This is a genomic window from Streptomyces sp. 4N509B, from assembly GCF_052245655.1.
GTDB lineage: Bacteria > Actinomycetota > Actinomycetes > Streptomycetales > Streptomycetaceae > Streptomyces.
Map to the genome: position 1 here is coordinate 313838 of NZ_JBQQBZ010000002.1, position 19983 is coordinate 333820.

Consider the following 19983-nt stretch of genomic DNA (forward strand, 5'->3'; position numbering starts at 1 on the left):
GGCGGGGCGGACCGCTCGAACCCGGCCGAACGGCGTCGGCGCGTGGCTCGAAGCGCGCGCCTCGAAGCGCGCGGCTCAGAGCGAGCGCGTGGCGCCGCCGTCGACGGCGATGACCGAGCCCGTCACGTACCCGCAGGCGGGCGAGAGCAGGAACGCGGCCGTGCGGCCGAACTCCGCCGGGTCCCCGTAGCGGCCCAGCGGGATGGAGGCCATGGCCTCGCTCCTGGCGTTGGTGCCGCTGCTGTCGTCCAGCTCCTTCATGCGGTCGGTGGCGATCCGTCCCGGCATCAGGCCGAAGACGCGGATGCCGCGCGGCCCGAACTCGTCGGCCATGTCCTTGGCCACCATCGCGAGGCCGGGGCGGAGCCCGTTGGACAGGCCGAGGCCCGCGATCGGGGAACGCACCGAGGTGGACAGGACCAGGCCGATCGCGCCGCCCGCCGGCATCTGGTGGATGAGCGTGCGCACCGCGCGCACCGCGCCCAGGAAGACCGTCTCGAACGCGTCGCGCCACTGGCCGTCGGTGGCGTCGGCCGCGCGCGCCGGCGGCGGGCCGCCCACCGAGATCAGGGCGCCGTCCAGCCGCCCGTGGCGGGCGAGGGTGGCGTCGGCGAGCCGGGTGGCCGCCTCGGGGTCGGCCAGGTCGGCGGCGATGCCGACGGCCCTGCCGGCCGCTCCCTGCTCCTCCAGCCGGGTCACCGCCTCGGCCATGTTCTTCTCGTCACGCGAGGCGACCACCACGCGGGCCCCGTCGGCCACCAGCGCGGCGGCGGTCGCGAACCCCAGACCCTTGCTGCCTCCGGTGACCACGTACACCCGCTCGGCCAGTCCCAGATCCATCCCAGCTCCCTTCGGCGCGCCCGTCTGCTGCCCAGCGCCACACCTCGACGCCCGGTTCCTCGCCTGCATCCTCGCACGAGGAGCCGACGACGATCCCGACAACGGCCGTCCATCTCCCCGTATCCCCGCATCTCCGCCCGCCCCACCCCGTCTCGTCCGCTCCCCGGCCCGCCTCCTCCCCCTCGCGCCGCGCCCTCCCACGTCACCGCGCGGGCTCGCGCGGCGTCACGACGCGCGTGGCACTTACGGAACTTTGACGCGCGAGGCAGCACCATAGGAGTCGCCTCCTACGCACGGACCCCGTCGATCCCCTCGGACGGGGTCCGTGCCGCTTGCACGGGCCTAGACTGGAGCCGTGGTGAGCACCGACTGGCAGACCGACCTGCGCAACCGCGGTTACCGGCTGACCCCGCAGCGGCAGCTGGTGCTGGAGGCCGTGGACCGGCTGGAGCACGCCACCCCGGACGACATCCTCACCGAGGTCCGCCGGACGGCCGACGGCGTCAACATCTCGACGGTGTACCGGACCCTCGACCTGCTGGAGGAGCTCGGCCTCGTCTCCCACGCCCACCTCGGCGGCCACGGCGCCCCCACGTACCACCTCGCCGAGCGGCACGACCACATCCACCTGAAGTGCCGCGACTGCAAGCGCGTGATCGAGGCCCACATGGACGTCGCGGAGCCGCTCACCACGCGGCTGCGCGAGACGTTCGGCTTCGACACGGACATGCGGCACTTCGCGATCCTGGGCCGCTGCCGCGACTGCGCGACGCGGGAGTCGGAGGAGCAGGCGTAGCGGGAGGCGGCACACCGCCGCGCCGCCGGGGATGTCACGGCCCCGGCGTACGCTGAGGAGCATGGCGAACTCGGCTCACCCCCAGGACCCGGCGCACCCGGACAGCACGACGGAGGCGACGGACGCCACGGAGGCGCGGTACGCGAGTCCGCTCCTCGCGCTTCCGGGCGCGGTCGCCGCCGAGGAGCCGGACGCGGGCGTCGCCGCGCACTACGGCGAGCTCTTCCGCGAGCAGCGCGCCCTCGCGCGCGGCGAGGGCTTCGTCGACCTCTCACACCGGGGCGTCGTCGCCGTCACGGGGCCGCAGCGGCTGGAGTGGCTGCACCTCCTCCTCACGCAGCACGTCAGCGAGCTGCCGCCGGGCCACGCCACGGAGGCGCTCATCCTCACCGCGCACGGCCACGTCGAGCACGTGCTGTACCTCGTGGACGACGGCGAGACCACCTGGGCCCACACCGAGCCCGGCAGGGCCGGCGCGCTCGTCGCGTACCTGGAGTCGATGCGCTTCATGTACCGGGTCGAGGTGAGCGACCGCACCGCGGACCTCGCCGTGGTCCACCTGCCGGCCGGCTCGATAGCCGAGCTGGACGCGGGGCTCACGGTCCGGGAGACGGCGTACGGCCGGGACGTCCTGCTGCCCCGCGCGGAGCTGCCCGCGTTCGCCGAGCGGCACGCGCCCGCCGTCGGCGTGCTCGCGTGGGAGGCCCTGCGCGTGGAGGCGCACCGGCCCCGCCTGGGTCGGGAGACGGACCACCGCACGATCCCCCACGAGATCGGATGGCTCGACAGCGCCGTCCACCTCCAGAAGGGGTGCTACCGGGGGCAGGAGACGGTCGCCCGCGTGCAGAACCTGGGCCGCCCGCCGCGTCGTCTGGTCTTCCTCCACCTCGACGGCAGCGAGGTCACCCTGCCCGAGCACGGCGCTCCCGTCCGCCTCGCGGCCGACGGCCCCGAGGGCCGGCAGCTCGGCTTCGTCACCACGGCGGTCCGCCACCACGAGCTCGGTCCCGTCGCGCTGGCCCTGGTCAAGCGGAACACCGCGCCGGACGCCGTGCTGCTGGCCGGCCAGACGGTGGCGAACCAGGAGATCGTCGTCGCCCCGTGACGCCCGCGCCCGGCCCCCGCCCGGACTCGGGACGCCCGGCCGGGCGAGCGTCGGCGACGGAGCACCACCGAGGGAGCAGCGCCGAAAGACTTCCGGATTCTTCCGGAACGAATTACGCCCCTCCCCCTTGACTGACCATCACGCCTCTCCTACTGTCCCTCTCGCTTGCTGGAACGCCCACCGAAAATTATCGGTAGACGTTCGGCGATCCGACGACCCAACCACCAGGGGCCGGAGAGGACGAGTGAGTGAGCATTGAACGCCAAGCGCCTGCGCGGCATTGTCCTGGGCGTGATCGTTAGCATCTCCCTGGCTCTCGTGGGCACCGCGGGGACGGCCGAGGCCAAGCGCCCGGACCGTCCGAAGCCCCGAGCCGACGCCACGATCATCACCTCGACCGCCAGCGGCGGCCAGACGGTGGCCTTCACCTTCGACGACGGCCCGAACCCGCCCCACACGGAGAACCTCCTCGCCGTGCTGCGGGAGCACAACGTCAAGGCCGTCTTCTGCCTGTGGGGCAGCTTCGTGCAGCAGCAGCCCAACACGGTCCGGCAGATCGTCGCCGACGGCCACACGCTGTGCAACCACTCCATGAACCACAACGACATGGGCGGCTGGTCGGCCTCCCAGATCCGCGCGGACATGGAGCAGACCAGCGCCGCGATCCGCTCGGTGGTGCCGGGCGCGCAGATCCCGTACTTCCGCGCGCCCTACGGCAGCTGGGGCAGCCAGGTGGCGCAGACCGCCGCGAGCCTCGGCATGCAGCCGCTCGGCTGGCGGATGGACATCGCCGACTGGAACCCCTCCTCCGCCGACCAGCTCGCGCAGCGGCTGCTGAGCGGCGTCACGCCGGGCGCCGTGGTGCTGATGCACGACGGCGGCGGCGACCGGGCCGCGACGGTGCAGGCCGTCGACATGGTGATCCCTCAGCTCAAGGCGCGGGGCTACACCTTCGACCTGCCCGCGCCACCCAGGTGAGCCCGTACCGGGCGCACCCGTGAGCGCGCCGGGCCGAAGCCGACTCCCGCGTGGTTGCCGTTCCTGCTGACCGTCGGTTTCGGCCTGGTGGCCGTCGCACCCCCCGGCTACCCTTAACACCCGTGGGGCGCGACGTTCGTTGTCCGCCTCGTGCCGGGACAGCCCTCAGCGGAAGACGATCTCCCTTATCGCCTCCGCCGCCGTCCGGTCCAGCAGCGTCACCGAGGCGCAGCCCTCGGGCAGCCGGCCCTTCTCGACCTCCGCGACCAGCCGCGCCAGCGCCCGCCGGTACCGGCCGAAGGCCCGCCCCGGCACCTCCCGCCCCCGCGTGGTCTGGCCCGCGAGCGCCACCTCGGGCGCCACGTCGAGCACCACCAGGTGAAACGCCCGACCGCCGGTCAGCCAGCGCCTCACCCACGCCGTGCGGCCGGAGTCGTGCACCACGACGCTCACCCCGTTCCTGGCGCGCAGGGCCCGCCAGAGCCGGACGTAGTGCACGGCACGAACGGCGGGCCGGTAGACGGCGTACGGCAGCCAGCGCGGCAGGCGGCGGGCGAAGCCGTCCCGCACGTCCTGCGAGTCGATCAGCACCACCCGTTCCCGTGCGACCCGCGCGCCCTGACCAGCCGTCACGGGAGTGGCGGCGCCGACCGCGCCGACGGCCCGCCGCATCAGCGTCGTCTTGCCGCTGCCCGGCAGGCCCGTGATGATCACACGGCCACCGGGAGGGAAGCGGAGCTCTGGCGCGCCCCCGTCCACGCCCCTTAAGTCGAGGGTCTCAGGAACCACGGTGCCTCGTCGTTCGGGTGCGCCCTCGGGGAGAGCGGGCTGGTGTCCGCCGCGTCCATCACAACGCCCGTTCTCGCACGGGAGGTCAGACGCCGTCAACCAGGGGCTGAGCCGCCGGTCACGGCTCGCGGGCGCGTTCGGACGGGTTCCCGCCGCGGTAGGGACGGATGATGATCTCGGAGAACGTGGTGTGTCCCGGGTACGCCTCCCGGTGCCGGTCGACCCAGGCCGCGGGCCCTCGCCGGGCGCACATCTCGCACTCCACGACCACGGCGGTCGGTTTCTGGCCACTCGCCTCCAGCAGCGCGTCGATCTCGGCGGCGAGTCTCATCCCGCGCTCCCGCAACTCGTCGAGAGTGAGGGCCGACAGCTCCGTCCGTTCCCGCGAGGAATCCATGTCCGATTCTCCTTCCGGCGCTCGGTAGTGAACCGCTCACAGCCTGTCCCGCCACGCCGTAGGCTGAACAGTCCGTGACCGCGCACAAGCTGACCGTCAAGGGAGGACGTCAGACATGTCGAACGGACGACCGGAGAACGAGCAGGACGGCGAACAGCCACTCGACCCGAGGGAGTTCTTCGGGGAGGTGCTCGGAGAGCGGCGCAGGGAGGCCGGGCTGTCGCAGTCGCAGCTGGCGGAGCGCGTGATCTGCTCGCCGTCCCTCATCGCGCACTTCGAGGCGGGCCGCCGTAAGCCGAAGCGGGAGGACGCCATGCGGATCGACGAGGCGCTGGGCGCGGGCAGCTTCTTCGCGAAGCTGCGCAGGACGCTGCTCCAGCTGCCGTACGCGCCGCACTTCAACGAGGCGGCCGAGCTGGAGCGGGAGGCGATCGCCATCCACGAGTTCGACCTCGCGTTGGTCCCGGGCATCCTCCAGACCGCCGCGTACGCCCGTGCCGTCTTCCAGGCGTTCGAGGCCAACCCCGTCACTGAGGAGGTTGACGAGAAGGTGGTCAACCGGCTGGCCCGCCGCGAGATCCTCAAGGACCCGAGGACGCCGCTGGTGTGGGCCGTCCTCGACGAGGGCGTGATCCGACGGGCGGTCGGCGGCCCGGCCGTGATGGCGGAGCAGCTGCGCCATCTCGCGGCGCTCGGCCGCTCGGGACGGGTGCTGACGCAGGTGATCCCGTTCTCCGCCGGGGCGCACGCGCTTCAGGGAAGCATGATGAAGCTCATGCGCTTCGCGGACCAGCCGCCCGTGGCGTACGTTGAGGGCATCCACACGGGGACGCTGCTCGACGACCCGGCGCTGGTGCGCAGTTGCCAGCAGGCGTACGCCCTGGCCAGCGCCGTCGCGCTGTCGCCTGAGGCGTCCCTGACGCTTGTCGAGACCGTGGCAGAGGAGTTCGACCGACATGACGGCGCATCACTTTCTCCCTGACGCCTCCGTGCTGAGCGGCTGGCGCAGCTCCCGCCACAGCGGCGGGGACAACGGCAACTGTGTGGAGGTCTGCGACGCGCACCCCGCCGCCGTCCCGGTCCGTGACTCGAAGAACCCCACGGGACCGGCGCTGCTCGTCCCGCGGGACGCCTGGGCGCGTTTCGTCGCCAGCCTGTGAGCCGCGGGACCCCGGCGATGTGAGCGTGCCGTGGTGAGGATGTGATGATGGGCGCTCGCGGCTGAGGCCGAGGGCTCACGAGGGAGTGCGATGAGACGCCGGGTGGGAACGCGGACGGTGGCGGTGGCGGCGGTGGCGGTCACGCTGTTGCTCGCCTCGTGCGGTGGCGCCGATGACGGCGGTGACGCCGACGGGACCGGGAGGACGGAGAGGTCCGACGGGAGCGGCACGTCCGAGGGTGACGGCGCGGGCGACACGGCGGAGCGGTCCGAGCGGCAGGTGATCGAGGAGGGACTCGCCGCGCTGGAGGAGGCGGGTTCGGCGGGTGTCACGATCTCGCTGAGCGGCTCCGAGCTCACCGGCCGCACCGCCGAGCTGCACCTCAACGACGAGAACCACTGTGTCGGCGAGCTCAGTTACGAGGGCCGGGGTTCGATCGAGCTGGTCGGACGGGGTGAGGAGCTGTGGCTCAGGCCCGACGAGGACTTCTGGGGCGAGGAGGGCGGCGGCGAGTTCGCCGGCATGTACGTGCACGGCACCACCGATCACCCCTCCCTCGCCCCGTTCCTGGGCACCTGCGACTGGGCCGAGGTCGTGGCCATGGCCAGCCTGACCGAGGAGGTCGACGGCGACCCGCCGTGGGTGATGCGGGAGGACGAGAGCACGGTGCGTGGTCGGCCCGCGCTCACCGTCCAGCGGTCCGACGCGGCCGACGGCTTCACCACCGAGGAGACGTACCTGCTCGCGGCCGAGGGCGAGCCGTACCTCCTGCGGTACTCCTCCTCCCTGACGAGTGAGGACGGCGCCTCCAACGGGGCGACGGTGGACTACGACTCCTTCGGCTCCGCCGTGGACGCCCCGCTCCCACCGGCCGACCAGACGGTCGAGATCGACGACCTCGGCGACCTCGACCCGTTCGAGGCAGTGGGCCAGCCAGCCTCCTGAGCCCACCCTGGGCCAACGTTCATCCGCCACCAGACCCCTGCCGGCGGTCGCGCCGCGCCACGCGCGGGCGTGCGGGCGTCGACCCGCCCGCGTACGCCGACCCAGCCTGACGGGGCGTCAGATTCCGTGCGCCCGCCCCCGCCGCGTTCGACGGCGGCCCCTGCCGGCAATGCTCGCCTCGGTCAACGACGACCGAGCGTCGGGAGATGTGAGCATGGAGTATCCCTACAGCGCGCCCACCTCGCTCTACCAGGCGATGACGGGCATGGGCGAGGTCCACGCGGTGGCCTTCACGGGGGAGGTCGCCGAGCGGGACGACGTGCGGCAGGACGTGGGGGCCGGGCAGTCCGTGCTGGTGCTCGGCGCCGGCGTCGGCGGCCTGACCGCCGCGTACCAGCTGCTGCGCCTCGGGTACGAGGTCCGCGTGCTGGAGGCACAGCACCGCCCCGGCGGACGGAACTTCACCGCCCGCGCCGGCACCGTCGTCACCGAGACCGACGGCACCACGCAGACCTGCGTGTTCGACGAGGGCCTGTACCTGAACCTCGGCCCCGGCCGCATCCCGTACCACCACCGCCGCATGCTGCACTACTGCCGCGAGCTGGGCGTGCGGCTGGAGCCGTACGTCATGGAGACCACGGCCAACCGGGTGCGCACCGTCACCGGCTTCGACGGCGCGCCGATGCCCCGCCGTCGCCTCGCCAACGACACCCGGGGCCACCTCGCCGCGCTCCTCGCGAGCCACCTGTGGCCCGAGGGCATGCCGCCCGAGGGCGAACGCGACGAGCTGCTGGCCGGGCTGCTGCGCGCCTTCGGCGACCTGAACGAGCAGCTGCGCTACACCGGCTCCACCCGCTCCGGGTACCGGGAGCGGATCGACATCGACGACGAGTGGGAGGCCCCCGAGCCGGCGCCGCCGCTGCCCTTCGAGGAGCTGCTGCGCTCCCGCTTCTGGGAGGCGCACTTCTACCAGCCGGAGGACTTCCTCTGGCAGCCCACGCTCTTCCAGCCGGTCGGCGGCATGGACCAGGTGGTGCGCGGCTTCACGCGGCACCTGCCGGCGGACCTGGTCTGGTACGGGGCGGTCGTCACGGACATCGAGCTGTTGGGCGAGACCGGCGGGGGCGGCGAGGGCGGCGGCGAGCCCGGCACCACGCAGAGCGGCCCCGTGCGGGTGCGGTGGCGCAGCGACGGCGGCGGCCGGGGCGAGGCGGTCGCTGACCACTGCCTGTGCTCGATCCCGCTGCCGGCCCTGGCCGACTCGGTGCGGCTCGAAGGCTTCACCGAGCCGTACCTGGAGGCGATCCGCGCGGTGGGCTTCGCCCCCACCTGCAAGGTCGGCTGGCAGGCGAACCGGCGCTTCTGGGAGTCCAACCGCGACCAGATGTACGGCGGCATCAGCTACACCGACGACATCAACACCCAGGTCTGGTACCCGTCGAACGACTACTTCTCGGAGAAGGGCACCATGACGGGCGCCTACAACTACGAGGAGGACGCCCTGCGGCTGGGCGAGATGCCGCCGCGCCAGCGGCTGGAGACCGCGTACGCGGCGGGCCGCAGGCTCCACCCGGAGACGTGGACGGACGAGGCCGTGCCGATCGACCTGGGCATCTCCATCGCCTGGCACAGGATGCCGTTCGAGCGGGGCGGCTGGGCCGACTGGCAGGCGGGCAACAAGCGCCACGAGGAGATGTACCGGCGGCTGCTGGAGGCCCAGGGCCCGTTCCACATGCTGGGCGACCAGGTCTCCTCGCTGCCCGGCTGGCAGGAGGGCGCCATGATGTCGGCGGACTGGGTGATCCGCCAGATGCTCGGCATCGAGCCGACGTCGGTCCCCGAGGTCCGCCGCGCCCCCGACGCGGCCTCGCTGACCCGCGGCCGGTACTGACCACACGATCGGGTGAGCCCTCTCGCCTCCGCTGGAAACAGCCCTCGCAGCCAGATTTAGTGATTGCTAAACCTGCGGAGGGCTGCGACAGTGGACATGCAGTGGGACGTCTACCTGACCGACGAGGTGGACCAGTGGCTGAACGAGTTGGAGAAGGCCGACCGGGCCTCGTACTCGCTGGTGAACCAGGCCATCTGGGTGCTCGCCTGCACCGGACCGGCGCAGGGCAGGCCCCTCGTCGACCGGGTCAAGGGCTCTGTGCTGCACAACCTCAAGGAGTTACGGCCGGGCTCCGCCGCACAGAGCGAGGTGCGGATCCTCTTCGTCTTCGATCCGTGGCGCGCAGCGATCCTCCTGGTCGCGGGCGACAGTCGCGAAACTGGGACGAGTGGTACCGGCAGTCGATTCCGAGAGCCGAGCAGCGCTTCGCGGCGTACCTCGCTGATCGGAAGAGGGAGATGGGACGGGAATGACGGGCTTCGTCAAGTGGTCTGAGAGCGGGCACAGGGAGCGGGCCGAGGAGCTGAGTGGCGGCCCCGAGGCTTTCCTGGAGGGCGCCGCGCAGCTGCTGGCCCGGACCCGGGCGTGGCGTCTCGCCGAGGTGCGGCGGGAGCGAGGGCTCACGCAGGAGCAGGTGGCGGTGCGCATGGGCGTCAGCAAGGGACGCGTCTCGCAGATCGAGAGCGGCCAGGTCTCCGGCAACGACGTCATCGCCCGCTATGTCCAGGCCATCGGCGGCAGCCTCATCATGGTCGCCGTCTTCGATGACGGGGAGCTCCGCAGGGTCGGCTGAACCCGCGCCGACCGACCGGCTCGGACCTCCATCGGGACGGTGAACGGCCGGTCGTTGGTCGCCGAGCACGGCCCCGCCCACGAGAGTTCGTGCGCGTCGTCGACGAGGGAGAGGTCTGAGGACACGATGAGTCACAGCCGGTGGAAGACCCTGCGTGAGCGGAAGCTTGCCGAGGGGTTCGTCGAGCCCCGTGCCGTGGCCGAGGCTCGGCAGGAGATCCAGCTGTCGATGGCGCTCGCGAGGGCTGTCCACGAGCGGCGTACCGCACTCGGGTGGACGCAGGCGCAGCTCGCGGAGCGGGCGGGGCTGACCCAGGCGAAGGTGTCCCGCATCGAGGGATCCGACACGGTGCCGGCCCTGCCGCTCCTCACCCGGCTGGCCCGCGCGCTCGACGCTTCCCTCACCATCGCGATCGACGACGGCACCACACGTCTCGTTTTCACCCCGCACGACGACGGCACCGACGACCGCGCCGACGCCGACGCCGACGCGGCCTGAGCGGCCGACCGACCGGCCTTTAGATCTCCAGCAGGACGGTGAACGGTCCGTCGTTGGTGAGGGACACGCGCATCTCGGCGCCGAAGCGGCCCGTGGCCACCTCGGCGCCCAGCGCGCGCAGCTGGGAACAGACCGACTCGACCAGTGGCTCGGCGAGTTCGCCGGGGGCCGCCGCCTGCCAGGTGGGGCGCCGGCCCTTGCGGGCGTCACCGTAGAGAGTGAACTGCGAGACGACCAGCAGCGGCGCCCCCACGTCCGAGCACGACTTCTCGTCCCGTAGCACGCGCAGCGTCCACAGCTTGCGGGCCATCCGGGTGGCGGTCTCCTCCGTGTCGCCGTGTGTGGCGCCGACCAGCACACACAGGCCCTGACCCCTGATCTCCCCGACCGTCTCGCCGTCGACCACCACGGCCGCTCCGTCGACGCGCTGCACCACCGCTCGCATGCCGGACATCATGCCGGACCGTTTCCTCAACCACTGCACGCCCCCGGCGCGCGGTGGCACCATGCGTGCCACCGGGCACAAGCACTGATGAACGTACGAGGGGCACACCGCATGATCACACCCTCACCGGAGACCCTGGTGGGTGACCTTGACCTCAACGAGCTGCGCGCGCTCCGTCGACGCGCCCAGCGTGAGGAGGCCGACCTCAGCTATCTGCGGCGGCTGCTGCACGGGCGCATCGACATCCTGACGGCGGAGCGTCACCGCCGCACGGTGCGGGACGCGGCGCCGCTGCTCGACCTGGCCCAGCTGTCGCGCATCCTCGCGGACGCGCCGTCGCGGCGCCGCTCCCCCGCCCACGCGGCGTGGCACGTCACGGCGGGTCTGCCGGCGCACCAGGAGTACCGGCGGCTCGCGGAGGAGCTGATGGCGGAGGTCGAGCTCTCCGCGCTCGGCTCCCTCGACGACGAGGAGCTGGGGGCGGCGCTGGGCCGGCTGGCGGGCTACGAGGCGCGGCTGTCGCGGCTGCGGCAGGCGTTGCACCGAAGGGCGGACGCCTGCGGGGCCGAGATAGCGCGCCGTTACCGTGTGGGCGAGGCCAGGGTCGACGACCTGCTGGCCTGAGCGGCTCAGGAGGAGCCAGGGCCCGGCAGCGGCCGTCGCGCGCCACGCGACGTCGCGCGGCTGACGGGCCCGCCGGAGACACGAACGCGCCGCCGCGCGGACACGCGGCGGCGCGACACGAGCGGAAGGGTGCCGCAGCCATGCCGGTCCAGCCTCAGCGCCGACACGAGAGCCCGCAGCAGGGCCAGGAGCCGCCCGTGCTGGCGGAGGTCGTCAGGTCGGGCTTCGTGGAGGGACGCCACCGGGGTTCGCTGGTGGTGTTGGCGGCCGACGGCTCGCCGACGCGGACGCTGGGCGACGTGACCTCGCCCGTCTCCCCCCGCTCGTCCGTCAAGCCGCTCCAGGCGGCGGCGATGCTGGCGGCCGGCGCGCGGCTGGCGGGGGAACGGCTGGCGCTGGCCGCCGCGAGCCACTCGGGCGAGACCTTCCACAGGGTCCTGGTGGCGAGGATGCTGGCCGAGCAGGGCCTGGACGAGTCGGACCTGGCCTGCCCGCCCGTGCCCGTCCCCGGCGCGGCTCCGGGCGCCGACGCCTCGCGGATCGCGATGAACTGCTCGGGCAAGCACACCGGGATGCTCGCGGCCTGCCTGGCGCGCGACTGGCCGACGGCCACGTACACCGACCCCGAACATCCGTTCCAGGTGTTGGTGCGCGAGACGGTGGAGACGGCGGCGGGCGAGCGGGTGGCGCACGTGGGGGTCGACGGCTGTGGCGCTCCGCTGTTGGCGTTCTCGCTGACGGGGTTGGCGCGGGCCTTCCGGGGCCTGGTGCTGGCGGAGCCCGGCACGCCCGAGCGGCGGGTGGCGGACGCGATGCGGGCGCACCCCGAGTTCGTGGCGGGCACCGGGCGCTCGGACACGTTGCTGATGCGGGGGGTGCCGGGCGTGCTGGCGAAGATCGGCGCCGAGGGGGTGCAGGCGGTGGCGTTGCCCGACGGGCGGGCGCTGGCGTTCAAGATCGAGGACGGCGACCCGCTGGGCCGCGCGCGCGGCCCGGTGCTGGCGGCGGCGCTCGCCGGGCTCGGGGTGAACGCGCCGGCCGTCCTCGACGAGCTGGCCGACTCGCCCGTGCGGGGCGGCGGGCGGCGCGTCGGCGAGGTGCGCGCCACCCTGTGACGGGGCGTCGCCGGGGAAGCCGGGCGAGGCCGGGCACAGGGGGGCGAAATTCCCTGGCCGTGGGCGCGGGGGCGTGCCTAGCCTCGGCGTCATGAGCCCCGAGATGCGCTTTCTGGACACGGACGACCCCGACGACGTCAGGGCGTGGTTCCTCGCCGCGGCCACCGGCTTCCTCCAGGAGCCGACGATCACCGACGAGGAGGTCGAGCTGCGGCGCGCCCGGCAGGACCTGCGACGGGCCCGCGGCGTCCACGACGGCGGCCGGTGCGTGGCGACGTACCGCAGCTTCGACCAGCTGCTGACGGTCCCCGGCGGCGCCGAGGTGCGGGCGAACGCCGTCTCGGCCGTGACCGTCTCCGGCACGCACCGGCGGCGCGGACTGCTCACGCGGATGATCACGGCCGACCTGGCGGAGGCGAGGGAGCGGGGGGACGTGGCCGCCACGCTCGTCGCGGCCGAGTACCGGATCTACGGCCGCTTCGGTTTCGGCCAGGCGACGACGCTGACGGACCAGCGGGTCGACGTCGCGCAGGCCGGCCTGGACCCGCGCTGGGCGGGCCCCGGGGAGAAGGACGGCGGGAGCCTGGCGTTCGCCGACGGGGCCGAGATACGGAGCGTCGGGCCCGAGCTGCACGAGCGGTTCCGGCGGGGGCGGGCCGGCGCGATCGACCGCCCGGGGTGGTGGTGGGAGCGGCAGACCGGCGTCCTCCGGTTCGGGAACGCGCCGTGGACGGAGCCGTTCCACGTCCTGTACCGGGACGCGGACGGTGTGGTGCAGGGGCTGGCGACGTTCGGCTCCCAGTCGCGGTGGGAGCAGCACCAGCCGGCGAACGTCGCGGAGGTGCGGGACCTTTTCGCCACCACGCCCGCCGGCGAGCGGGCGCTGTGGTACTTCCTGCTGTCCCTGGACTTCGTGGTGACCGTCACGGCGCCGCGCCGTGCGGCGGACGAGCTGCTGCCGGACCTGCTGCCGAACCCACGGGCGGCGGCGTCCTCCACGACGGCGGACTTCCTGTGGCTGCGCCCGCTCGACGTGCCACGTCTGCTGTCCGCCCGGAGGTACGCCGCCGCCGGGGAGTTGGTGCTCCAGGTGCGCGATCCGTTGGGGCTGGCCGGGGGTCGTTTCCTGCTGACGGCGTCGCCCGAGGGCGCGAGCTGCGTGCCGACCAGCACGCGGGGTGCCGATCTCACGTTGGACACGGGTGCGCTGTCGTCGCTGTACCTCGGGGACGCCTCGGCCGCTCGGCTGGCGGCGCTCGGCGCGGTGGACGAGGAGACGCCCGGTGCGGTGGACCGGGCGGACCTGCTGCTGCGCACGGGCCGCCGGCCCTGGTGTCAGGACATCTTCTGACGCGTGGTCCCGCCGCCCTCGGACGCCCGCCGTCGGACGCCCGCCGTCCGTGGTCCGACGCCCGTGGGTCCGACGCCCGTGGTCTGACGCCCGCCGCCTGACGCCTGACGCGCACGGCCCGGGGTCCCGGGGCCCGGGTACCGGAGTCCGGGGTGCGGGGTCCGGGATCCGCTGTCCCTGGTCCGGGTCGGGTGCGGGTCAGGCGCTGGGTCAGGGGTTGGGTCAGGCGTGGATCAGAGTGCGTTGAACGCGAGCATCGCCAGCACGGTGGCACCGACGCAGGCGCAGTTGCTGCTTCGGTGCCGGATGCCGGTGCGCAGGATCAGCAGGCCGATGAGGCCCGGCAGCCCGTACTGGATTTCCACCGCGCGCTCGACCAGGATGCCCAGGGCTGCGACAACGATCGTGGAAACCAGCATGGTCCCTCTCCTCCCTCCAGTTCGCTATCAAGTTTTCAAACTTGGTTTGAGTTGGCCCAGTTGTCCACCAACTATATACGTGTGATCCCCAGTTGGCTACGCGCTGCAAACGTTCGGTCATCAACCTTCCTCATCTGGCCGAAAGTTGTAGGGTGTTGAGCCGTGAGTCAGGAGACCGCTCCCGAACAACCCTCTCCCGACCGCATCGCGGGGGTGCTGCGCGACCGGATTCGCAACGGTCAGCTGCAACGGGGAAGCAAGGTGCCCACGCAGCGCGCGCTCGCCGAGGAGTTCGGCGCCAGCCGCAGCGCCGTGCGTCAGGCCCTGTCGCTGCTCGAACGCGAGGGCTACCTCAGCGCCCGCGGCCGAGGGGCCCCGGCCCTGGTGGCGATGCCCGTGCAGGAGGCGCCCCGCCCCGCCGGCGTCGAGGTGGCCGACCGGATCGCCATCGCGTTCCAGGCCCAGGACGTCTCGATCGACGCGTTCACCCTCACCACCGAGACGCTCACCTCCGCCCTGGCCGCCCCCCTCATCTCCATAGCCGCGGGCCGGCTGACGCCCCGTTCCATCACGGTGCGGCTGCTGCTGCCCAGCCCCGACTCGCCGCTGGCCTTCCCCCGGCTCGTCTCCGACCCCGACGACGTCCGCCCCCGCGCCAGGCTGCGCCAACTCATACGGACGTTCGCCACCTCGCTGCGCCACCAGCTGACCTCGCTGGCGGAGATGCGCCTCGTGCCGAAGGTGCACGTCGAGATCCGCTGCGTCCCCATCACCCCGGTGCAGAAGCTCTACCTCCTCAACGGCAGCGAGGTGCTGACCGCCTTCTACCAGGTGCTGCCGCGCACCGTGCAGTACGAGGACGAGCAGATGGAGATCTACGACGTGCTGGGCCTGAGCTCGAAGATCTTCCAGGACTCCGAGCCGGCGTTCGTCGAGGAGACGCAGGCGTGGTTCGAGTCCCTCTGGTCAACACTCGCGCAACCGCTCACACTCGGTTAGATGAGGCAACTCATCGTCAATGCCCACTGCGTACTCTTCGACTTCGACGGTCCTCTCTGTCATCTGTTCGCCGGAAACCCCGCACACACGGTGGCCGACCGGCTGCGTGAGCACGCGACGGTGATCGCGCGCGAACTGAGGCTGCCTCCGCTGCTGAGCGCCGACTTACACACCTCCCCCGACCCCCACCACGTGCTGCTCGGCATCGCGGCCCGGCGTCCGGGGCGGGACGTGGTGCCGCGCCTGGAGGCGGAGCTGACCCGCCAGGAGGTGTCCGCGGCGGGCACCGCGCGGCCGACCCCGTACGCCGCGCCGCTGCTGGCGGCGCTGACCCGACGTGGCCGCCAGGTCGCCGTCGTCACGAACAACTCCCCCCTGGCCGTGGAGCGCTTCCTGCGGCGCCACGGGCTCACCGGCTTCGTCGGCGGGCGCATCCACGGGCGCACCCGCGACTTCTCCCGGCTCAAGCCGCACCCGGACGTGGTGCTGCGGGCCCTGGCCGCCTCGGGCACGCCACCGGAGCACGCGCTGATGATCGGCGACGCCGTCTCGGACCTCGGCGCGGCGCGCGCCGCGGGCGTCGCGTTCCTCGGCTACGCGCCGGCGCACCGCGCGGCGGAGACCCTTCGCGCGGCCGGCGCGGAGCACGTCGTGGGATCGCTGGAGGAGGTGATCACCGCGCTCGTGGCCCCTCCGGCCTGAGTGCCGCCACAACGAAATGCCCTGGTTACGCGCCGTTTATGATTCAAACGTGCCATACGCTGGGTGGGCGAATGGGGCGTACCGTTCCGTTATGAGCCAGCCGTTGCCTCTGACGACCGTCGCGACAGCCGCGACCAACGAGACGACCGCGAAGATCCCGACCCAGTCCGCAACCATGATCACCGCCAACACCAACGACCTCGTACCCACCCTGACGACCCAACACAGTCCCCAGCTCCGCGCGACCGAGCCGACGTCCGCGTCGGCCACGACGCTCCACGGGAACCACCGCATCTGGAACATCCTGCGGCCGAGTGGGGAGCTGGCGTCCATGGGTCCGCTGAAGGCGGGCCGCGCCCGACCGGGCGTACACCGGTTCGACCCACGCTGCTTCGAGAGCGAGGAGGACCTCCTCGTCGAGCTCGCGCTGCTGGGGGTGGCCCGCATTCCGCAGGTTCACCGCATCGGCCCGGCGGACCTTCTGGTCCACGGATACATCGAGGGGGAGACCCTCGCGGCACACCGCCCGCCCGGCACTCCCCTCACTTCGCGCCAACTTCGCCAACTGATGGACAGGTTCGCCGGCCTCGCGGCGATCCCCCCCGCCTCGCTCGAACTGGTACACGGCTGCCCGGCCGACGCGCGTCCGCACGGCAGCAGGGAGTTCCTGCGGGGCCTGATCCGCTTCACGCGCCGTCACGTCTACGCCGTCCACAGGCCCGAGCTTCACGGCCTGTTCGGGCGGCTGGGCCTGCACGCCGGGGTCCTCGCCGAGGACGGACCGCTGGCGCGCGCGGCGAACCGGCTGACGCACCGCCCGTTCTGCCTGCTCCACGGCGACCTGCACCGCGACAACCTGATCGTGGCGCGGGCGGACGGCGCGCTGTGGACCATCGACTGGGAGCTGGCCCTGCTCGGCGACCCGGTCTACGACCTGGCGACCCACCTCCACCTGATGGGGTACCCGGCGGCTCAGGAGCGCCGGGTGGTGGAGCGCTGGGCGACGGCGGTGACCGGCAGCCTGCCGGGCGCGGCGGACGGGCTCGAGGAGGACCTGCCGCGGTACCGCGCCTACAAGCGGGTGCAGTCGGTCTTCACCGACGTCATCCGCCAGGCCCACGCGGTCCGCGCCGCGGCCCCGGACGAGGTGGTGCCGCGCCTGTCCCGGGCGGTCGACGTCGTGACGACGGTGCTGCGGAACGCCGGCGACGACCTCGGGCTGGACGAGACGCCGAGCCCGGCGGTCGTCGAGTCGGCGTACGCCTCGCTGCGCCACGGCGCGGCCTGGCCGGTGCCACGGTAGGCGGGTCCACCGGCGAACGGGCCGGCGGACCCGGACACCACGCGCCACCGACGGCGGGGACGGCGGGGGGAGAGCCGTTCACCACGGCAGGGTGACGACGGCGGTCGGTGGCAGGGCGGCGACGATGCGTCCCACGCCGCATCGTCACGCCGCATGGCGCGGAGGACGCGTGTCCCGACGTGCGGGACCGGGACGCGGTCCCGCGTCCCGGTCCTGTGTCCTGGTCCTGCGTCCCGGTCCCGTGTCGGGTGCCGGCGCGTCCCGTCCGGCGGGCTGAGCCGGCACTGCGGCGGGCGGCGGCATGGCGGATGCCGCACACCCCGGTGGCCGGACGCCGCACGCGCCGCGCGACGCCGTGAGGCGCCACGCGACGCGGTGTGTGCGGTGCGACGCGGTGCGACGCGGTGCGACGCGACGCGGTGCCGCGCGCCGCGGAGCGCGGCGGTGCGTCCGTGCACTGCCGTGCGCATGGCGTGCGCCGTCGTGCCTCGGGCGCGTCAGCGTGCCGTGGGCGCGCCGTGCCGTTCGAGCTCGACCGTCGGCACCAGCCGGGCCAGCGGCGCCGGCAGCCACCACGCGTGGCGGCCCATCAGCTGCATCGCCGCGGGAACGATCAGACAGCGGATCACCACCGCGTCGACGAAGATCGCCACCGCCATGCCGAAGCCCATCTGCTGGAGCATCCGCTCGCCGGAGAGCACGAAGGCTCCGAAGACCACGATCATGATCGCGCCCGCGGCCGTGATGACGGCCCCCGTGTGCCCGAGTCCCTCCCGGACCGCCAGCGCGTGGTCGCCCGTCCGCCGCCACTCCTCGTGGATGCGGGAGACGAGGAAGATCTCGTAGTCCATCGACAGGCCGAAGACGATGGCGAAGACCATCACCGGCAGGAACGCCTCGATCGGGCCCGGCTCCACGCCGAGGCGCCCGTCCTGGAAGACCAGCGTCATCGCGCCGAGCGCCGCGCCGATGCTCAGCAGGTTCAGCACCGCCGCCTTCAGCGGGATCAGCACCGACCGGAAGACGATCATCAGCAGCAGCATCGACACGCCGACGACGATCGCGACGAAGAGCGGCATGCGTTCCGCCACCGTCTCGGAGAAGTCCTCCAGCGCGGCCGTGGCCCCGCCCACCAGGAACTCCGCGCCCGTCTCCGACGTGAGCCGCGGCAGCAGCTCCCCGCGCAGGTCCCTGACCAGCTCGGAGGTGGCCTCGGCCTGCGGGGCCGACTCGGGGAAGACGATGACCGTGGCGACCTCCCCGTCCCGCGTGGGGATCGGCGGCGTGGTCCGCGCCACGCCGGGGGTGTCGGCGAGCGCCGACCTGGCCGCCTCCGCCGCCTGGACCGTGCCGCCGGCCGGGTCGCCGCCCGAGCCACTGTTCGAGCCGCCGTCCGAGCCGCCGGCCGGGTCGCCGCCCGAGCCGTCCTCGCCGCCGTGGGCGACCACGATCAGCGGACCGTTGAACCCGGGTCCGAAGCCGCGCGAGAGCAGGTCGTACGCCTCGCGGCTGGTGGATCCCGCCGGATCGTTGCCCGCGTCGTTGAAGCCGAGGCGCATGCCGAGCGCCGGCGCGGCCAGCGCGCCCAGCGCCGCCACCGCGACCACCAGGGCCACGACCGGGTTCCGCTGCACCAGGCCACCCCAGCGCCGCCACACGGCGCCGGCCGGCGGCCGGCCCTTCGCGGCCCGCTTCTCCGCCCTGGCCCGGAACTGGCGGGCGAAGCGCTCCCCGAAGATCGCGAGCAGCGACGGCAGCAGCGTCAGGGAGGCCAGCATCGTCACCAGCACGGTGCAGGCGACGGCCAGCGCCATGCCCTGCAACGCCCCGATGCCGAGCGCGACGAGCCCCAGCAGCGCGACGATGACGATGCAGCCGGAGAAGAACACCGTGCGGCCCGCCGCGTCCAGCGCCGCGCGGGTGGCCCGCTCGGGCTCGTGGCCCGCGACCAGCTCGGCGCGGTACCGGGCGAAGATCAGCAGCGCGTAGTCGATGCCGACGCCGAGGCCCACCAGCGTCATCACGTACGGGGTGTAGTCGGCGATCGTGAAGAGGTGGGAGGCGAGCACGATGAGGCCGATGGCGCTGCCGACGGCGAAGATCGCCACGAGGACCGGCAGGCCGGCGGCGATGACGGTGCCGAACATCAGCACGAGGATCACCAGGGCGGCCATGATGCCGATGCCCTCGGCCGCGCCGCCCTCCTCCGCCGCGAGGAGCCGCGCCGCCTCGCCGCCGAGCTCGGCGCGCAGCCCCTGGCCGTCGACCTCGGTCGCCGTCTCGTGGATCCGCTCGATGTCGGGGACGGGCATCTGCTCGGACGGCACGTCCAGCACGACCGTGGCGTAGCCGACGGAGCCGTCCTGGGAGATGGTCTGCCGTGGCTGCTCGTACGGGCTGACGACGGCCGCGACCTTCGGCAGCCGCACGACCTCGGCCAGCATCGCCTCGACGCGCCGCTCGGTCTCCGACTCGGTCAGCGCGGGTGTGTCGGGCTCGGTGGCCAGCACGATGTCGAGGGTGTCGCCGGCCTGGGCCGAGCCGTGCTCGGCGAGCAGGTCGGTCGACTCCTGCGACTCGGTGCCGGGCAGGGAGAAGTCGTTGCGCCAGTCGCTGCCGGTCAGCGACGAGGCTCCCTGCACGCCCACCAGGATCACCAGCCAGAGCAGCAGGGCCGTCCAGCGGCGGCGGTGGGCGAAGCCCGCGAGGCGCTCCAGGATGCCTGGCCGCGCCGAGGTCGTACTCATGAACATGCCTCCTCGTAAGTCCATGAGACACGCTGCCGGGCCGACCCGCACGGGCGCGTCGGTCCCGCGCGGACAGTGCCCGTACC

The 19983-nt window shown here is 73.1% G+C and carries 21 protein-coding genes and 1 pseudogene; 16 read left to right on the forward strand and 6 right to left on the reverse strand.

Features of this window, described 5'->3' with window-relative positions:
- Positions 1-75 precede the first annotated feature (75 nt).
- On the reverse strand, positions 76-840 hold the full coding sequence (locus ACTWP5_RS03570) for an SDR family oxidoreductase (protein WP_443219195.1): 765 nt from the start codon (positions 838-840) through the stop codon (positions 76-78).
- A 355-nt stretch (positions 841-1195) separates the two neighbouring features.
- Between ACTWP5_RS03570 and ACTWP5_RS03575 the strand changes: the two genes are divergently transcribed.
- The 3 genes from ACTWP5_RS03575 to ACTWP5_RS03585 all read left to right on the forward strand — a co-directional run bounded on the left by ACTWP5_RS03575 (position 1196) and on the right by ACTWP5_RS03585 (position 3719).
- Positions 1196-1636, forward strand: a complete 441-nt coding sequence (locus ACTWP5_RS03575) for a Fur family transcriptional regulator (RefSeq protein WP_443219196.1) — start codon at positions 1196-1198, stop codon at positions 1634-1636.
- Positions 1637-1697: 61 nt separating this feature from the next.
- A complete protein-coding gene (ygfZ, locus tag ACTWP5_RS03580; RefSeq protein ID WP_443219197.1) occupies positions 1698-2741 on the forward strand; it encodes a CAF17-like 4Fe-4S cluster assembly/insertion protein YgfZ in 1044 nt (347 codons plus the stop codon).
- A gap of 291 nt (positions 2742-3032) precedes the next feature.
- Positions 3033-3719 carry a polysaccharide deacetylase family protein gene (locus ACTWP5_RS03585; protein ID WP_443219198.1) on the forward strand — a complete coding sequence of 229 codons (687 nt, stop codon included), beginning with the start codon at positions 3033-3035 and terminating at the stop codon, positions 3717-3719.
- A gap of 165 nt (positions 3720-3884) precedes the next feature.
- On the opposite strand, the gene ACTWP5_RS03590 is transcribed toward ACTWP5_RS03585, so the two are convergent.
- Positions 3885-4508, reverse strand: coding sequence for an AAA family ATPase (locus ACTWP5_RS03590; protein ID WP_443219199.1), 624 nt, complete (start codon positions 4506-4508; stop codon positions 3885-3887).
- Between the two features lie 118 nt (positions 4509-4626).
- Positions 4627-4905 carry a DUF7848 domain-containing protein gene (locus tag ACTWP5_RS03595; protein WP_443219200.1) on the reverse strand — a complete coding sequence of 93 codons (279 nt, stop codon included), beginning with the start codon at positions 4903-4905 and terminating at the stop codon, positions 4627-4629.
- Between the two features lie 115 nt (positions 4906-5020).
- On the opposite strand from ACTWP5_RS03595, the gene ACTWP5_RS03600 reads away from it, so the two are divergent.
- The 7 genes and pseudogenes from ACTWP5_RS03600 to ACTWP5_RS03630 all read left to right on the forward strand — a co-directional run bounded on the left by ACTWP5_RS03600 (position 5021) and on the right by ACTWP5_RS03630 (position 10192).
- Positions 5021-5887: a helix-turn-helix domain-containing protein gene (locus ACTWP5_RS03600; protein ID WP_443219201.1), complete on the forward strand. Its 867-nt coding sequence runs from the start codon at positions 5021-5023 to the stop codon at positions 5885-5887.
- Positions 5862-6065 (forward strand): DUF397 domain-containing protein, encoded by a 204-nt coding sequence (locus ACTWP5_RS03605; protein WP_443219202.1) that lies wholly within the window; start codon positions 5862-5864, stop codon positions 6063-6065. Before ACTWP5_RS03600 ends, ACTWP5_RS03605 begins: the two co-directional genes overlap by 26 nt.
- Positions 6066-6155: 90 nt before the next feature.
- Positions 6156-7010 carry a hypothetical protein gene (locus tag ACTWP5_RS03610; RefSeq protein WP_443219203.1) on the forward strand — a complete coding sequence of 285 codons (855 nt, stop codon included), beginning with the start codon at positions 6156-6158 and terminating at the stop codon, positions 7008-7010.
- A gap of 214 nt (positions 7011-7224) precedes the next feature.
- Positions 7225-8901: a flavin monoamine oxidase family protein gene (locus tag ACTWP5_RS03615; protein ID WP_443219204.1), complete on the forward strand. Its 1677-nt coding sequence runs from the start codon at positions 7225-7227 to the stop codon at positions 8899-8901.
- Between the two features lie 96 nt (positions 8902-8997).
- Positions 8998-9374 (forward strand): annotated as a pseudogene (locus ACTWP5_RS03620) (type II toxin-antitoxin system RelE/ParE family toxin).
- Entirely contained in the window at positions 9371-9694 is a 324-nt protein-coding gene (locus ACTWP5_RS03625; RefSeq protein ID WP_443219205.1) for a helix-turn-helix domain-containing protein, read from the forward strand. Before ACTWP5_RS03620 ends, ACTWP5_RS03625 begins: the two are co-directional and overlap by 4 nt.
- Before the next feature lie 126 nt (positions 9695-9820).
- On the forward strand, positions 9821-10192 hold the full coding sequence (locus ACTWP5_RS03630) for a helix-turn-helix domain-containing protein (RefSeq protein WP_443219206.1): 372 nt from the start codon (positions 9821-9823) through the stop codon (positions 10190-10192).
- Between the two features lie 19 nt (positions 10193-10211).
- On the opposite strand, the gene dtd is transcribed toward ACTWP5_RS03630, so the two are convergent.
- Positions 10212-10637: a D-aminoacyl-tRNA deacylase gene (gene dtd, locus ACTWP5_RS03635; RefSeq protein WP_443219207.1), complete on the reverse strand. Its 426-nt coding sequence runs from the start codon at positions 10635-10637 to the stop codon at positions 10212-10214.
- Between the two features lie 87 nt (positions 10638-10724).
- On the opposite strand from dtd, the gene ACTWP5_RS03640 reads away from it, so the two are divergent.
- The 3 genes from ACTWP5_RS03640 to ACTWP5_RS03650 all read left to right on the forward strand — a co-directional run bounded on the left by ACTWP5_RS03640 (position 10725) and on the right by ACTWP5_RS03650 (position 13727).
- A complete protein-coding gene (locus tag ACTWP5_RS03640) occupies positions 10725-11261 on the forward strand; it encodes an RsiG family protein (protein WP_443219208.1) in 537 nt (178 codons plus the stop codon).
- A gap of 140 nt (positions 11262-11401) precedes the next feature.
- Positions 11402-12376 (forward strand): asparaginase, encoded by a 975-nt coding sequence (locus tag ACTWP5_RS03645; RefSeq protein ID WP_443219209.1) that lies wholly within the window; start codon positions 11402-11404, stop codon positions 12374-12376.
- Positions 12377-12467: 91 nt separating this feature from the next.
- Positions 12468-13727 carry a GNAT family N-acetyltransferase gene (locus tag ACTWP5_RS03650; RefSeq protein WP_443219210.1) on the forward strand — a complete coding sequence of 420 codons (1260 nt, stop codon included), beginning with the start codon at positions 12468-12470 and terminating at the stop codon, positions 13725-13727.
- A 233-nt stretch (positions 13728-13960) separates the two neighbouring features.
- On the opposite strand, the gene ACTWP5_RS03655 is transcribed toward ACTWP5_RS03650, so the two are convergent.
- Positions 13961-14146 carry a hypothetical protein gene (locus tag ACTWP5_RS03655; protein ID WP_443219211.1) on the reverse strand — a complete coding sequence of 62 codons (186 nt, stop codon included), beginning with the start codon at positions 14144-14146 and terminating at the stop codon, positions 13961-13963.
- 162 nt (positions 14147-14308) lie between these two features.
- Between ACTWP5_RS03655 and ACTWP5_RS03660 the strand changes: the two genes are divergently transcribed.
- The 3 genes from ACTWP5_RS03660 (at position 14309) to ACTWP5_RS03670 (ending at position 17150) form a co-directional block, all read left to right on the forward strand.
- Positions 14309-15145, forward strand: coding sequence for a GntR family transcriptional regulator (locus ACTWP5_RS03660; protein ID WP_443219212.1), 837 nt, complete (start codon positions 14309-14311; stop codon positions 15143-15145).
- Positions 15146-15847, forward strand: coding sequence for an HAD family hydrolase (locus ACTWP5_RS03665; protein WP_443219213.1), 702 nt, complete (start codon positions 15146-15148; stop codon positions 15845-15847).
- A 91-nt stretch (positions 15848-15938) separates the two neighbouring features.
- Positions 15939-17150: a phosphotransferase family protein gene (locus ACTWP5_RS03670; RefSeq protein ID WP_443219214.1), complete on the forward strand. Its 1212-nt coding sequence runs from the start codon at positions 15939-15941 to the stop codon at positions 17148-17150.
- A gap of 497 nt (positions 17151-17647) precedes the next feature.
- Here the strand turns inward: ACTWP5_RS03670 and ACTWP5_RS03675 are convergent, their stop codons facing one another.
- Complete coding sequence (locus ACTWP5_RS03675; RefSeq protein ID WP_443219215.1) at positions 17648-19897, reverse strand: MMPL family transporter; 2250 nt, start codon at positions 19895-19897, stop codon at positions 17648-17650.
- Between the last annotated feature and the right edge of the window lie 86 nt (positions 19898-19983).